Raw genomic sequence first — 16245 nt, forward strand, 5'->3', positions numbered from 1 at the left:
AGTCGCTCTCATCATATATGAAAAAAGTATGACAAGCTATTCTTCGAATAACTCCTCATACTTATATAGTACGAAAGTGCAGCCTATTTAGAGCAATTTCAGAAAAATGATTTTGATCAACTTTATAAAAATGGAACTCATGAAATGAATAGTAAATTACCTAAGGATGAGTTTGCCTCTAAATGGAATGCTTTAATATCTCAATTAGGACCTGCTCTAGATACAGAATCAGAAGTATTTAGTTCGAAAGATAAAAATGGAAAAGTGGCCATTACCACAGTACATCGTAAAAATAATTTGCAAACTACTTTTGTATATACAAAAGATGGGAAGGTAACCGACGTTCAAACTCAACTACAACCACTTATAGTTAAACCGGAGAAAGGGGAAAAATGGGAAGAATCTTCGATTAAAGTTGGTTACAATGAAAAAAAATTGAATGGGTTGTTAACTCTTCCAAAAGGAGTAGAAAAGCCGCCGGTTGCAATTTTGCTTCAGGGGTCTGGTCCCAATAATATGGATTCTATCATTGGCACGGGTCTTAATCGTCCTTTTGCGGATATTGCACACGGTCTTGCAGAAAATGGAATTGCTTCTATCCGCTATGACAAGCGCTCTTATGCATATCCAAATGATGTCTCTGACGTAGAAACAGAATATTTGTATGATGCTAAAGAGGCTGTGCGACTTACTAAAGAAGATAAAAGAGTAGATAGTAACAGAATTTATCTAATTGGACACAGTCAAGGTGGCCTATTGGGACCAAAAATAGCACAGGATAATCCAGAAATAAAAGGTTTTGTCTCAATGGCTGGTACCTTACGTCGTTTAGAGGATATAGTGTTGACACAGACTACATTGCGATTAGAACAAGAAAATCTATCGAACGAGCGTAAAAAAGAAGAACTGGACAATACAAAAGCGGGAGTAGATAAAATTAAAAAACTCAACTCCTCTGATAAGACAGAAGTTATACTTGGCTATCCGGCTAGCTATTGGAATAGTTTGAATAAAATTGATGGAGCAAGCATTGTTAAAAATCTTAGTATTCCAATGTTTATTATACAAGGTACAACTGATTTTCATGTCTTAGAAAAAGTAGATTATAAACTGTGGCAGGAAACACTTGAGGGTAAAGACAATGTTAGTTTCAAGGTGTATCCAGGACTGAGTCATTTGTTTATGCCAGGCGGTTCCGCAGATAAATTTGATGGTAGTATTTACAACAAACCAGCTCATGTAGATTCTCAAGTAATAAAGGATGTCTCAGGATGGATTAACGCTCAACATTAATTAAGTTAAAATGAGAGCGAAATATTATTCTCTTGCAAAGAAAAGTATGGATTTGGTCAAAATATAAATATTTTGGCCGAATTCCTAAGGTAAAGATTTATTCATTAAATCTTTAAATCGTAAAAATGAAGATTAAATTATGTATTTATTTAGAAAGTGGTGTTACAAATCATGAAAAAAGTTTTTAAAAATGTCTTACCTGTCACTGTAGTTGTTAGCTCAGTACTAATTTTTACTTCTGCATGTACAAATGATGCTAGTTCTGATAAGAAAAATAGTTCAATAAAATATGAGGAAAAGAGCTATTCAATAGAAGCAGATAAGATTTCCAAAATATCTCTAGCTGCAATGGATCGAAGTGTCGATGTGGTAAAATCAAACGATAACGTGATTCATATTACGTATTTTAATAATGATAAAGAATCCTATGCGATAAATGTTTCAGATGAAAAGAATTTAATTATGCAAGCCAATACCGATAAAGAATTGAAAGACTATGTGGGCCTTAATTCCGATAAAACACATAGAAATATAAAGATATCAGTTCCGAGCGGTATTGAAAGTGGTATTGAAATAAAAACATCTAAAGGGGATATTAATCTTTCAGAAGTAAATATATCTGGTACTATCGATGCAAAAACTTCAAATGGAAAAATAAAAGCTTCTAATGTAGAAATTGAGAAAAGATTCAAATTGGAAACCAAAAATGACGATATAAATCTATCCAATGTTAAGGTGAAAGGTTCCGTTGATGCAACAGTTTCAAATGGTAACCTAGATATAGAAAAAGTTACAGTTGAAGATACATTAAAATTAAAATCAAAAAATGGTGGTATAAATGGAACTATAGTAGGATCGTATGATGTATTTAATATTGCGAGCCAAGCTTCTAAAGGTAAAAACAATCTACCAGAAAATAAAAGTGGTGGTGACAAAAAATTAGATGTCAATGCTAATAATGGAGACATAAACCTTAAATTTGTTCGTTAATCTTAAAATTAATAAATAAATTTCTAAGTATCTTAGGATAAATATGCCCAAAGAAGATAATGTTGTTTAATTTAAATTTAAAAAATTTCAAATCTCCAAAACCCTTTACCCATTTTGATCAATCTTTTTCAAAATGGGTAGATTTGTATTGCAGTACGTTTTTTACAAGCGTATTGAGGCTAAAGGGTATAGACACCGTAATTATTTTACCATTAGGTCTACAAGATTTCTTCATTAGTCTTGTTGGAGAAGAATAAAGAGACCTTGTTTGTGAAAATATAAAACTAGGAGGAATCTAGATGAATGTACTTGCTGTATGTATTTTTGTACCATCATTACTTATAGTGTATATTCATTGAATAAAAACTGTTAGATTCTTTCTTTATGCAAAGGAGTTAACGATGGACGTAGAGTGGTACAAACTAGATAATGCCGGAAAGCTATATGCTTCAACTGTTACATCGAGAGTTTCTACGGTTTTTAGACTCTCAGTTAACCTTAAAAGCATGGTTAATCCTGAAGTTTTACAATGGGCTATTGAACAAATTTTAGAACAACTCCCTCTATTTAAAATAATCGTAAAGAAGGGGATTTTCTGGAATTATTTTAAAAAAACGAATGAAATTCCTATTGCTTCAATAGAGCATTACTATCCTTGTTCTAATCTGTTTTTTACCAGTCATAATACATTCCCTTATCGTATTCTGTATTATAAGAGAAGAATATCTTTTGAAGTTTCGCATATGCTGACCGACGGTACGGGTGCTTTAGAATTTTTAAAACTTTTGGTGACTTATTATGTAATGAAGAAAGAATCTCTTGATTTGCAAATGGAAACGAAAAGTAGAATTAACTTAGAGTTTGAAGATTCTTTTGCTACATATTATGAAGAAAATGTACCAAGCTGGCAAGAAGGTCTTGATTATGCATACAAACTCCCATTTAAGTTTGATAAAAAGGGAATATATCATATTACTACAGGAGAAATCAATATAAGAGAAATTAAACAGTTATCTAAATCTCAAGGTATAAGCATTACTACGTATTTAATATCTAAATACATAGAGGTATTAATCGAAATTCAAGCTGAGCTAGCAGCTAATCCTAAACCTATCACCATAAATGTACCTGTTAACTTGCGGAACTTTTTTGAAAGTCAAACACTTCGTAATTTCTTTGTTAGTATACCCATAACAATTGATCCTCGTCTAGGAGAATACACATTTCATGAGATTGTACAGAGGGTTCAAATAGAATTTAAACGATATTTGAACAACAAACAGCTGAAACCACTTATTGCTCGAAATATTCGTGGAGAAAGAAATGTCTTACTACGACTTCTGCCACTTACTATTAAGGACCAATTGGCACCTATTATACACTCGAAATTTGGGGAAAGTTTGTATACAAGCTCTATTTCTAATTTAGGGGTAGTATCTCTGAATGAGGAAATAGAACCTTTTATTGAACGATTTGAATTCTATCCACCCCCAAGTGTAGGTAATAAAATTAAAGTGGGAGTTATTAGTTATGGTTCTTACATGTATATTACTTTCGGAAATATATCTGATATTCAAATTGTAGAACGGGAGTTCTTTAGAAAACTAAAAAAAGATGGTATTAATGTGAAAATAGAATCTAATAGGAGAGGATATTAGTGGCATATTGTCCAAAGTGCGGTATTCAGGTAGAGAGGGACCAAATACCTTGCCCATTATGCTTTACCTATATTCCTAAGGTCTCAAGCGATGAACAGCTTCTTAAAGAAAATGGTTTTCCACACTATTACAGTATGTATGAAAATGTAAGAGATAATGTACTAAAACTAATTTTTCGTATCTTTAGCGTAGTGGCTTTTTTAGCTCTTTTCATTCCTACATTAATTAATTTTATATTAGCTAAAACTTTAACATGGTCTCTATATAGTAGCAGTTCAGTCATTTCTTTTTGGATTGTGATTTATGTTTTTTCTAAGAAAGTTAAAAGGAAAGCTCTTATATTAAATATTACAACTATATGTTTATTACTTGCATTAGATATGGCTGATAAACAAATAAATTGGTCTGTTACTATAGCAATTCCTATATTTTTAATGTGTGTTACTTTAATCTGGCTGAACAGAATGTTTTATAAAAAGAGCAAAAAAAAATGGTTTGCTTTTGCGGGAGTAATTACAATATCTGTATTTATTTTGACAGCATGGATCAGTTTTATATTAGGACAATATAGTAACCGTCCCTATACCTTTTCAAGGTCTCTTGAGGATATGAAAGTCTTTTTATCTATTGGTGCTGTATGTCTAATTCTTTCCTATGGTTTTCCAAACAAATGGAAAGAAATATTGAAAAGGAAATTTCATTTTTAACTTTTAAAACAATTGTCTATTTTTATCCCGTAAAACAATTACATCTCTAATAACAAGTAAAGGTAGTAGTCATAGGTATTTTACAAGTGCTCATTTAATAATGTAGCGCTTGTTTTTTCTTCTTTATCAATAAAAAATCCACCATTTTATAATTTTTTATTAAGTAAGATAAAGATGAATTCCGATTCTTAAAATTCGGATATTAAGTTAATAAGGAGGGTGAAATTTCATATATATTAAAAACATATCAACTTACAAAATCGTTTGAAGACAGTGAGGTTGTTCCTAGGGTTAATATACATGTGAAAAAAGGGGAAATCTACGGATTATTAGGACCAAACGGTGCTGGTAAAACAACGATTATGAGAATAATCATGAATTTAATCAAACCGAAAAGTGGTGAGATTGAAATTTTGGTGAGAAATTAACGAATAGATCATTTAAATTGCTAAAACGTATGAGAATGATTAATGAATATCCTATTTTCTATGAAGAACTAACAGTTCAAGAGAATCTCTACTTACATTGCGAGTACATGAGCTATTACGATAAAAATAGCATTAATCATGCGTTAGACCTTGTGAAATTAAATAATATCGAGAATAAAAAAGTTAAAGATTTTTCCCTTGGAATGAAAAAGAGGTTAGGAATTGCCAGAGCAATTACGACAAATCCAGAACTGTTGTTTTTAGATGAATCTTTCAATGGGTTAGATTCTACTGGCGTTAAAGTGTTAAAAAATTTATTTAAAATGCTTTGTAAAGGATATGGCATTACTTTATTAATTTCCAGCCATATTTTAGCGGAATTGGAACAAATCTCAGATACTATTGATATCATTCAAAGCGGTAAGCTACTAGAAGAAATTTCAGTGAAGAATATCAAAGAAGAACGGACAGAGTATATTGAGGTGATAGCTCAGGAGGTTATAAAATTCTGAAAAATAACAAAAGAATAGTTTTATTTTATAAAAAACAGTCTAGAATAGTAGGGCTAATTTCTTTTAACGAAAAAAGGCTGTGAAAGAATATGAAGTTTTTTCAAAGTAATCTTAGTCCATTTTATCCTGTTTCTTTCAAAGGTATCGAAACAAATATGTGTGAGAGTTTAACAACTTATATTATGAGTTGTTAAACTCTCACACATATGGAATTGAAAGGTTTTCTTTTAAAAAGGTTAGACCTGTCCCTATCAAACGTCATAAAAATACTAGGGGATGATAGTAAAGTCTTAATATTTAACGTCCGAGACATATGTAGATTTATTGTAAAGTAACATTGAAAATATTGAATTCAGCAATAAGGTAATAGATGTTTTGAAATAATTAGAAGCATGGAGGAAGGATTCAATTAGTTCTATAAAACTGAAGTGCATTCTAGTCGTAGAAGAAGTTAAACAGTTTAGTTAAGCTAGATCGTCTACATGAAAAATATGTGAAGCATAGTTAAAAAAATGAGAGGAGTGTAGTTATGTTAAGTAATTTTGAATTTGAACAGCTATGTTTAAAGTTACGTATACCTAAGAAAACCCAAGAACTCATAAATAATATACGTGTTTCTAACCCTATACGTCGCGTTGGAGGTGGTCGGCATAATGTTTGTGGAACATATCCTAGCAAAAAAATGGGTTGTACAATTCAATATGAATCTTCTAAGGTTGAGTTGCCGGCTATTTTTATGATGGAAAATAATCCGAATGTAATAGAGTATTATGATCAACCAACTAAAATTAAACTCCAGTATCAAAAGTCAAATGGCAAAAAGGTGGCTCCTATTTATACCCCAGACTTCTTAGTTATTACAAAAGATGCAATATATTTTGAAGAATGGAAAACTGAAAAAGAAATTATAAAATTATTTGAAAGAGAACCAGTTAGATATAAGAGAAATGAAGCGGGTCAATGGTGTTCACCACCGGCTGAAAAGTGGGCAACAGATTGTGGCTTGAATTTTAGAGTTAGATCGGATAGTGAAATTAATTGGGTATTGTCTCGCAACTTTCAGTTTTTAGATGATTATTTGAGAGCTGAGCGACAAAAGGTATCAAATGATATTAAAAATGTTATTTTCAGTGTAATTAAAAATTCTCCAGGAATATCCCTTCAAAAACTGATCGAATATTCAAATTTATATTCAGCTGATCATATATACAACTTAATAATATGTAATGAAATTTATGTTGATTTAGATAATTATTTGCTCAGTGAACCGGATAGAAATCCTGTGTATATAAGCATTGAACAGTATCGCTCTTTCGTAAATAGTTTTGTTAATGATCGACGAGAGGAAGAGTATCATTCTAAAATTGTTACAGCTGATATAGGCACTAATATAATGTGGGATGGTAATCTGTATTTAATTATTAATAATGGTAACGATCAGATAACTTTACTGTCCCCAGAAGAACAAGTTGTTAAAATTCCACAAAATGTGTTTGTAAATTTATTTAAAGAGGGAAGCATTAAAGGAAATAGTAAGGTGAATTGTGAACAGGAAAAAACACAAAATGAAATACTTATACAGGCGCAACAGGCTGATTATGAAATTGCAAATAGAAGATATGAGATAGTAAGGAGAAAACTAAATGGCGAATTAAATGAAAATAACAATGTACCTGCAAGAACGATTAGAGAATGGACTAAAAAATTTAAAGAAGCACAAATTTTATATGGAAATGGTTTTTTGGGTTTAATTCCCAAAAATAGAAAGAAGGGCAATCGAAGAAATAGATTGCCACAGGAATCTATTGACCTTATGAATGAATACATTGAAAGAGATTATGAAACCAACAAACAAAAATCAATGAGAGTTGTTTTTGGATCATTAATAAATGCTTGTGAAGAAAAAGGGATTATTGCTCCAAGCTATAAAACATTTACGAACTATATTAAATTCCGACCACAAGCTATCAAAGTAGAGAAAAGGAAAGGCAATCGAGCGACATACAATCATACTCAATTTTATTGGGAATTGGATATGAAATCGCCTAGACATGGAGAGAGAGCTTTTCATATATGTCATATTGATCATACTGAATTAGATATTGAACTTATTGATTCGAAAACAAAAAAATCGTTAGGAAGACCATGGCTTACTCTTATGACAGATGCTTATTCAAGAAAAGTCTTATCTTTTTTCTTAACGTTTGATCCGCCTAGTTATCGTTCTGTAATGATGGTGATGAGAGAATGTGTTAGAAAACATTCTAGATTACTTCAAACAGTTGTTGTGGATAATGGGAAAGAATTTGGTAGCGTATATTTTGAAACTTTATTAGCATATTTTGAAATAACTAAGAAATCTAGACCACCTGCTAAATCTAGATTCGGTTCTGTAATTGAAAGAATGTTTGGGACAACCAATACAATGTTTGTTCATAATTTAAAGGGGAATACGTTAATTATGAAAGAGGTTCGACTTGTTACGAAAAGTGTAAATCCAAAGCAACACGCGATTTGGACAATTAAAGATTTAAATGATGGTTTAAATGATTGGTTTGAAGAGGTATATCATAAACTTCCTCATCCAGCGTTAGGACAAACTCCTTTAGAGTGTTTCGAACAGAGCCTTATGATTAGTGGACTGAGGAAATCTAAATTAATTCGCTATGATGATGAGTTTAAAATTCTCACACTTCCTTCAACATCCAAGGGAGTGGGAAAGGTACATATAGGTCGTGGTGTAAAGATTGAATATAAATATTACTGGTGTAGTGAATTTAGTAACCCGAAGATTGAAAATACGAATGTGGCTATTAGATATGACCCTTATGATATCGGTATTGCTTATGCATATGTAAATAATAAATGGGTTAGATGTATATCCGAGTATTATTCAATTTTTAGGAATCGAACAGAGAGAGAATTAAAGCATATTACGGCTGAGCTCAAAAAAAAGTTTAGGGATCATAATAAATCATTTAATATTTCTGCAAAAATGATAGCCGATTTTATTGATAAAAACGAAAAAAATGAAAAAGTGTTTGAACAAGCAATTAAAGATCGAGAAATGAAATTAATTGCTAGAGACAAAACTGATAAAAGTTTATTTAGTATAGAGCAACAAGAAAATCAAGAATCGTTTTCTAATCGAGAGAAGATTAATATATTGAACTTTGAATTTAAACCATTAAAACGCTTTGACGAAGGAGGAAGATAATGTCTTTAGAGATAAATTTTCCAAAAGAGATTTTATTAGAGTCAGTTGAAAAAAGGGCAGCATGGTTTGAACAATATGCAAAAGTGGAACATCCTATTATGGAAAACATAGTGGAAGATTTAGTGGAGCGTATTAAAAATCCAGCAGGAAGTAATTTGATTATGGTAGTTGGTCCAACAGGGGTGGGAAAGACTACAGTACAGGAGCTAGTTGTACGTAAAATTTATCAATGGGCTCTTGAACAAAAAGACATGAATAATAGGATACCTATTACAGGATTAGAGTTGCCATCTCCAGAATTAGGAAGATTCAATTGGAAAGCTTATTATAAAAGGGCATTAGAAGCTTTAAATGAACCCTTAATTGATTTTAAAGTAGATTATGATAGCTTGAAAAAGGATGATAGTAGGACAAGAATCAGCCCTTATGATAAAAGAACATCTCCAGAATTAAGGCGCTCTTTAGAAAAAGCATTTTATTATAGAAGGCCACTAGCTTTCCTAATCGATGAAGCACAACATTTTTCTAATATTGCAAACGGGAAGACATTGCACTTGCAGTTAGATGTAATAAAATCTTTAGCGAATATATCAGGTGTATTACACATTCTTGTTGGTCATTATGAGTTAGCAGACTTTATTAATTTAAGTGGACAATTAAGTAGAAGGGTTACGGACATTCACTTTGCAAGATATAATGCTACTAATATTGATGAATTGAAACATTTTGTAAATGTTATAGCAAATTTACAAAAACAACTTCCTTTAGAAAAGGAACCAGATCTAATAAAGCATTATGATTTCATATATGAGCGTACACTGGGGTGTGTAGGCATTTTGAAGGATTGGCTAAGTAGGTGCTTAATTAGCACTTTAAATAATGGTGAGGTTACAATCGGCTTACAGTCTTTGAAAAAATGCGCTTTATCTATCAGTAAAATAGAAGTAATGATGGAAGAAATTAAAATAGGTGAAGACAAATTTAATGAAGATAAAGATAAAATCAGTGAATTGCGAGTGAAGATGGGACTAGATAAATTTAAAGTGGACTCAGTAAATAATTCGCGAGGTAAATTAAAGAAAAATGTAGGTGTTAGAAATGCGAAACGTGATGCGATAGGGAGGTGAATTAATGGGGATTCAAGGTATAGACCAGGAAATGCGAAATGAATACCAAGTAAATATTAGCTCTCTCTATTCAATAGAACCTATAGGTATAGGTTCGCCATATGTAGAAAGCTTAATAAGTTACATAGCTAGACTTGCCTACGAACATTCAATATTACCTGGGATGATTATTAAACATATACTTGCCGAAATGTTGCAAAAAGACTATCTGAAAGAAAAATATCAACAAGGTTCTATGTCTTGTCATACAGCGAAGTTTTGTGGGATTAATAGCATAAGTATGGATATTGTACAAGCCTTAGAAAAAATAACGATGAGAAGTGATATGATTTTTTTAACATTAAATCCTTTAAAAAATCTATTTAATGGCCGGAATGTTATTGGAGGGAGGAGGAAATGGTGTCCATGCTGCTTGAATGAATGGAAAAGTCGAGATGAAATAATCTATGAGCCATTATTATGGAAAATAGACTCTATAACATATTGTCCATCTCACCAGTGTATATTACAAGATGAGTGTTTTAAGTGTAAAAAGAAATTACAGGTTTTTAATAGTAAAATGCAAAATGGTTTTTGTTCACATTGTTGGAGTTGGTTAGGGAATGAAAATGGGGAGACTGTTAGTATTGATGTTAGTTCTAGAGTTGTCGTAGATAATTATTTTGAGTTATTAGAAAAGATGCCAGATGATGAAACTATTTTTAATCGAGAAAAAGGGATTTTTATTCTTAATCAGATTAAAGATACATTAAATTTTAATAATATTGAAATGGCTAAATTATTTAATGTTAACCCTAAAATTTTTGGGGGCTGGCTTAAGGGAAAAGGACATCCTAATATTGATAAATACCTTGAATTTGCTGGTAAAACAAATTCTTCAGTTTACAAAATCTTTATTAAACAAGATTACTCTTCTATATATGATTTTAAGAGTTCATTGGATAAAGTAGACGAAATAAAGAGTACTGAAGAAAAAATATTTAATATAAGAATTACAGGTTCGAAAAAAGGAGTGAATTTAGAGGTATTAAAGGAAATGCTAGTATATAACCTTAATCAAGAAACTCCTTTGAATTTAAGACAGATACAAAAGAGATATGGGATTTGTAGAAAAACAATAAAAAAATATTTTCCTGAAATTTTTCAAGAACATATAAAATTAACTCAATATGTTGTAGGCAACAGAAAAGAAATATATGCGAAACAACTAATGGAGGAAGGAAAAACTTTTCATCAAATCTGTGAGGGAAAGAGTAGTCGATCTAAATATTTACATAACAATTTATCTGAGTTGGTTAAAATGAAAATTCATAGCCGAGAACAAAAAATAGTAAATAAACAAGAGGAAATAAGAACAACACTGACTAAAATAATAGATGAAAAATTACATGTAGAACTAAGTTTAAAGGAAATAGCTAATCAGTATGGATATAATTATGCACCTCTATATAAAAGGTGCTCAGAATTGTGTAAAAAAATAGTTAAGCGTCATACAGAATTTCGAAAAGAACAAAGGAGAAAAAGGGTGCAACAGACTTTTTCAAAAATACAAGAAATAGCTGTTCAATTACATAATGAAAATCAGTATCCATCTACTACTAAAATTGCTAAAGCTATGAACGATGAATACCTTTTTTTAAAGGAGGGGCCAAAGTTATTTCATAAAAAGATTTTAAAAGAACTAGGATATATACGACCTAAATAAAATTTGGTAATCTTGGTTAATTAGATGAAAAAAATCAAATTCTTTATCAGAATTTGATTTTTTTGTTTTAAAGATTTGTTCGAGTACTAATATATTTATACTTCAGATAAACTTATGTTTTCTATTTTAAAAATACTTTTACAAAGTAATTCGTTTATTTTATATAGTGTAAATGATAATAAAGTCTTTTAATTTTAAATAAAATCGTTACATTTACAATAAAGATGTTTAAAAATTCCAGTCAAATTATGCCGTTAGGCTATATTCTTGAATAACTAATTGTAGAAATAATGGGAGTTTGAGATAATTGTTATTATGTTAGAGATCCGGTTGGTTTAATAACATCAGTAACTTAATGTTGCAAATTAATATATAATGTTTTATGAAGTTTAATATTAAAGAGGGAATTTTTAATAGAAATGAGATGAAGTTGAATGAGTGGAGCAAGTATACATATTGAACTTGAACAAAAACCTGAAACTAAGGAGGAGACTTCCTATATCAGACCATTACAAAGTGCAAACGTTTTGTTTAAGTTTATGAATAGAATAGAATTTCTTAAAGATATTTTATTGAAAAAGGCTATTTTACCTCGATACTACGAAGAAAAAATAGGTTATTTGGAAATTGAAGAATTGGAAAAAATCGCATTTCCTATGAGTTGCTTTTGTGATATTCATTTAAACAAACTTGTACCACATATGGTAAACTACGGTTCATATGGGATTGGATTGAGTAAAGAGTGGGGTATAAGAAAAGGAATTCAGCCGATTCATTATATTAATCAATATTCAAATTTACGTAAAGATTTTAGTGCTATTCTTAGTAAAGCTATTAAGAATTCACCAGAAAAAAACGATGAAAACAATGATTATAATAATTATTTATTACATGATTTATTGTATATGAAGCCTCTTGATGGAGAAATGTTAACAAATAATCACCAAGAAATAGCTAAAAGGAATTTCCATGATGAAAAAGAGTGGAGATATATACCTAATGTTGAGCATGTAGAAACAGAATTACCCTTAATCATTAGTCAAGAGCAGATGAATCCCAGAAGTTATTTTACTTATTCACAAGCTATCGCTCAATGTCCTGATTTATGGTTGAATTTTGAATTTGAGCATATTAAACATGTTATTGTTAGCAAAGAGAGTGAGAGAAGTGAACTTATAGAGTTTATCGTTCAAAATAATATTGGTGAAACTCATGAGCAATACATATTGTTTTCTAAAATAATTGTTTTTGATGAATTAAGAGAGGACTGGTAAAAATGTTTGCTAATTTTAACAAAGCTTTATTAAACAATAATCAAAAGGATACAAAAATACCGAAAGAAGTATTAGGTTCTTTAAACGAGAGCCTTCCTAATGGCTTTGTTTATGTTGAAATAGAAAACGGGGACGGTGTAGTTGGACTAACATCAAATAGTTCAGGTATGGAATTTGGTGGACTTAGTTTTGATTTAAACAAAGATGTGTTTGCGGAATTCAAACCTTCAAATGTTAAAGAAGTTTTGGAGTTTTTATACAGAACGCAGCGTACATATACAATTAGTAAAGATGCTGATGAGTATATAACTATAAATGGTATTAAGTTTAAAATAGATGAAATAATTAAACATCCTTTCAAAGAAAGTGAAAAAGGTAAATATGACATAACTCTTAATCCGCAACCTTTTCCGGAACCATTTAAACTGAATTTTGAAGGTAAAGGAGTAAAGAAAGATATTACTTTTAAAAGACAACCTTTTGCTGATATGCAAAAAGTACTACTTAAAAATATTGATAATGAAACTTTCAATATTTCTTGTGTTGTAGATGAGAGAGATAAACATCTAAAATTTAATTTTAGTCTAAACCTTGAAAATACAAAAACAGTTGAGGAAACGGTTGAAGCATTAAAGTTATATTATGCATTCGTTTCAGGTGATATAAAACTTAATGGGGCTGAACTTAATAAATATACGGTTAAGGAAGCAGAGAAAACATCTGTTTTGGAGACGATAAAGTTTTGGGAAAAAGTTATGGAGCTACAAGAGAAATTGAAAGTTACGTTTACCCCTAAGTCACAACTTGAAATAGAAGATATAGTATTGATTGAAGAGTTGTATCGTACTTTAATTGAAGGAAAACCTTTTAAAAAATATATAAATATTAGTGAATTAACTTTGACAGGTACTGATGATCTTGGGCATTTATTGGGACAAAAAGGGTTATCTATGTCATTTCATCATCATGATAATGTTAAAGTTTTTGGGGTTAATTTAGACTTGTATAGTATTATCTGTTATTTTGATTTTAAAGTGACTGATATAAAATCTTCAGAAATAGATAAAGATGGTGTTAGTAAATATATTTTATTAGTTGAGCCATTAGAGGGAAGAAAAACTTATCAGTCATCTATTCATTTTTCTACTGAGCAGGAGCTTAAAGATTATGAAGTGAATAATACTGAATTGCAAGATGCTGAAGAAATAGAAATTAAGTAAATTATAGAGAAGTTTTATATAGAAAAGCATCATTGAGGAATACTCGATAGTAATTGTAATTTCTTCAATAATCGGGCATTATTGTACAATAAAAATAAAAAATAAACGACTATATTGTTGAATTTTTAGTGTAGTGAAGTATTTAAAATCAATAATTAAATTGAAAGTTTAGTATAACCCCGTTTTAAAATCAGAACGGGGTTATACGTGTTTTAGAATTAAAAATTAAACTACTTCATTATTATTCAATGTATAGAGATATTAATTGAAAAATGTAATTTGTTGTATATATTAATTTAGAATAAAGTCACAATGTTTGTAAGATAATTCTCGTATTTATCCTCTTTTAAATAAAGAATGTTAAGTGAGTTGCAATCAAACTTTATTTCGAACTAAAGCTGAATCTATTGTGTTGTACTAATATTAACGATTAATAACTTGATAAATAAGGGAAAAGAGATTAAATAACAAAAATAAATTTATCTATAATTATATATCGTAATAATAATGAAAAAGGTGATTTAATGTCGTTAACAAGCATTCTTAAAAGTTCTAAAGAACGTGATAAAGAATTTCAATCTATATTGAGAGAAATAATTCCTAAGAAGAACGAGTTTTACACGTTGTCTGGTAAATCTGCTTTTACTAAAGAATATGAGATGGTAGTTCCATATACTTTGACCAATCCATATCAAGCTTCATTGGTAGGAACTGCATTTGATTACTTAGCTAGAGCAATGATTGCCCAAATAGTTATTAGTAATTCAGAAGATTTCTTTGAAAAAATAAATGCAGAAAATGGTTTAAATATAATGAAAGGTTTCTTTAAAGGGTCTGTTTATAACTCATTTAGGTTGAATTATAAATATAAGAAATCCATTAAGCAATTTAAATCATTTGTTAAAGGAAAGAACGAGATCGGCTCATTAGTTACTGCAGCATGCTATTTAGCTAAATTGGAACAAATTTTTCGGAGTGGATTGCCGCCAATGGATGCTAAAAAAAGCCTCTTTTCTGATCCAGCAGAAGAAATAAAAAAAGAATTAGAATATATGTGCAGAGTGTTTCAAGAAAAGTTTCTTATTACTAAAATTATCTCGCAAAAAAGCAAAGTAATATATAACCCAACCTTTGGTATTGCTTCTTTAATGGTGGGGGGAGCAGATGGCGATATAATTATTGATGGAGTTTTGTATGACTTCAAAAGCGGAAAAACATTAGGATACTCATGGAAAGAAGTAGCACAATTGATTGGGTATTATTTTTTAAATGAAATTTCAGTAACTTTAAATAGTAGTGATTGGCCAGATACTAATAAAGATTTGGAGATAAAAAAAGTAGCATTTTATAAAGCTCGATATGGTGAAATAGAATATTTTGATTTAGCACACTATGATAAACAAATGATAAATGAAATAACAAATAGAATGATTCTCTGTCTAAGAAAAAGATAAATAGCTTTCAATTGTATAAGGGATTTCCAATGAAAAAATATTTGATTTTAAATGTTGGAGATGGACTACTACTATTTTTTGAGGCAAGTTTATGAGTTAAAAAAAGATTTATGGCAATGTTATGCTTCAAAAATTACAAGAATGTTTTCTAAAAATAATGCTTTCTGGCAATATTATGGTTCAATTTGTGGCGGGCTTATGATTCAAATCACAGTATTAAAGAAATGATACAAGAGCAAACAAAAATCCCGCGTCCAATCTTAACGCAAGATGCAAAAGAAAGGATTGAAAATAAGCTGTTAATTTCATATTTAGGTGAAGAAGAGGTTTTACTTACATATTATAAAAATGGCTATCTATATAAAAATTACATAACAGTAGCTGATATAAATCCATTAAATAAGACGATTACTTGTACGGATGCTTTTCATAATCAAAGGATATTAAAGTTTGTTGATGTAATAGAGGTTGATTAAAGTATGTCTCTAGACAACAGGCTCATCTTTAAGTTTATTGCCTAGAACGATTTGTTCATCTACCAATCGTTTTGGTGGGGAAATATGGAATGTTATGCATTTGTACGTTCTTAGAACCTGTTTAAAATCTTTTCAATAAAATTGCCACACCTGCCAATAAGCAACTCTGTCTACTATTTTCAAG

Annotated in this window: 11 protein-coding genes and 1 pseudogene; all 12 read left to right on the top strand. The window is 30.2% G+C overall.

Annotation, left to right across the window (positions count from 1 at the left end; all coding sequences use genetic code 11):
- Positions 1–144: 144 nt before the first annotated feature.
- Positions 145–1293, top strand: coding sequence for a serine aminopeptidase domain-containing protein (locus tag PDL00_RS33770; protein WP_270733760.1), 1149 nt, complete (start codon positions 145–147; stop codon positions 1291–1293).
- A gap of 171 nt (positions 1294–1464) precedes the next feature.
- Positions 1465–2283 carry a DUF4097 family beta strand repeat-containing protein gene (locus PDL00_RS33775; protein WP_270733761.1) on the top strand — a complete coding sequence of 273 codons (819 nt, stop codon included), beginning with the start codon at positions 1465–1467 and terminating at the stop codon, positions 2281–2283.
- Positions 2284–2684: 401 nt separating this feature from the next.
- Entirely contained in the window at positions 2685–3941 is a 1257-nt protein-coding gene (locus PDL00_RS33780; RefSeq protein WP_270733762.1) for an alcohol acetyltransferase, read from the top strand.
- The gene (locus tag PDL00_RS33785) at positions 3941–4648 is read left to right on the top strand and encodes a DUF6320 domain-containing protein (protein WP_270733763.1); all 708 of its coding nucleotides are present in this window, start codon (positions 3941–3943) and stop codon (positions 4646–4648) included. The genes PDL00_RS33780 and PDL00_RS33785 overlap by 1 nt, the downstream gene beginning before the upstream one ends.
- A gap of 224 nt (positions 4649–4872) precedes the next feature.
- Positions 4873–5576, top strand: a pseudogene (locus PDL00_RS33790) (ATP-binding cassette domain-containing protein); the annotation flags it as partial.
- A 541-nt stretch (positions 5577–6117) separates the two neighbouring features.
- Positions 6118–8805, top strand: a complete 2688-nt coding sequence (locus tag PDL00_RS33795; protein WP_270733764.1) for a TnsA endonuclease N-terminal domain-containing protein — start codon at positions 6118–6120, stop codon at positions 8803–8805.
- Positions 8805–9932, top strand: coding sequence for an AAA family ATPase (locus tag PDL00_RS33800; protein ID WP_270733765.1), 1128 nt, complete (start codon positions 8805–8807; stop codon positions 9930–9932). The genes PDL00_RS33795 and PDL00_RS33800 overlap by 1 nt, the downstream gene beginning before the upstream one ends.
- 4 nt (positions 9933–9936) lie before the next feature.
- Entirely contained in the window at positions 9937–11637 is a 1701-nt protein-coding gene (locus tag PDL00_RS33805; RefSeq protein WP_270733766.1) for a TniQ family protein, read from the top strand.
- A 434-nt stretch (positions 11638–12071) separates the two neighbouring features.
- Positions 12072–12911: an abortive infection system antitoxin AbiGi family protein gene (locus PDL00_RS33810; RefSeq protein ID WP_270733767.1), complete on the top strand. Its 840-nt coding sequence runs from the start codon at positions 12072–12074 to the stop codon at positions 12909–12911.
- Positions 12912–12913: 2 nt separating this feature from the next.
- On the top strand, positions 12914–14131 hold the full coding sequence (locus tag PDL00_RS33815; protein ID WP_270733768.1) for an abortive infection system toxin AbiGii family protein: 1218 nt from the start codon (positions 12914–12916) through the stop codon (positions 14129–14131).
- Between the two features lie 524 nt (positions 14132–14655).
- On the top strand, positions 14656–15585 hold the full coding sequence (locus PDL00_RS33820) for a hypothetical protein (protein WP_270733769.1): 930 nt from the start codon (positions 14656–14658) through the stop codon (positions 15583–15585).
- A gap of 224 nt (positions 15586–15809) precedes the next feature.
- Entirely contained in the window at positions 15810–16061 is a 252-nt protein-coding gene (locus tag PDL00_RS33825) for a YolD-like family protein (protein WP_270733770.1), read from the top strand.
- The last annotated feature ends 184 nt before the right edge of the window (positions 16062–16245 follow it).

It is taken from the genome of Bacillus cereus group sp. TH152-1LC, from assembly GCF_027710505.1.
In the GTDB taxonomy this organism is placed as follows: domain Bacteria; phylum Bacillota; class Bacilli; order Bacillales; family Bacillaceae_G; genus Bacillus_A; species Bacillus_A mobilis.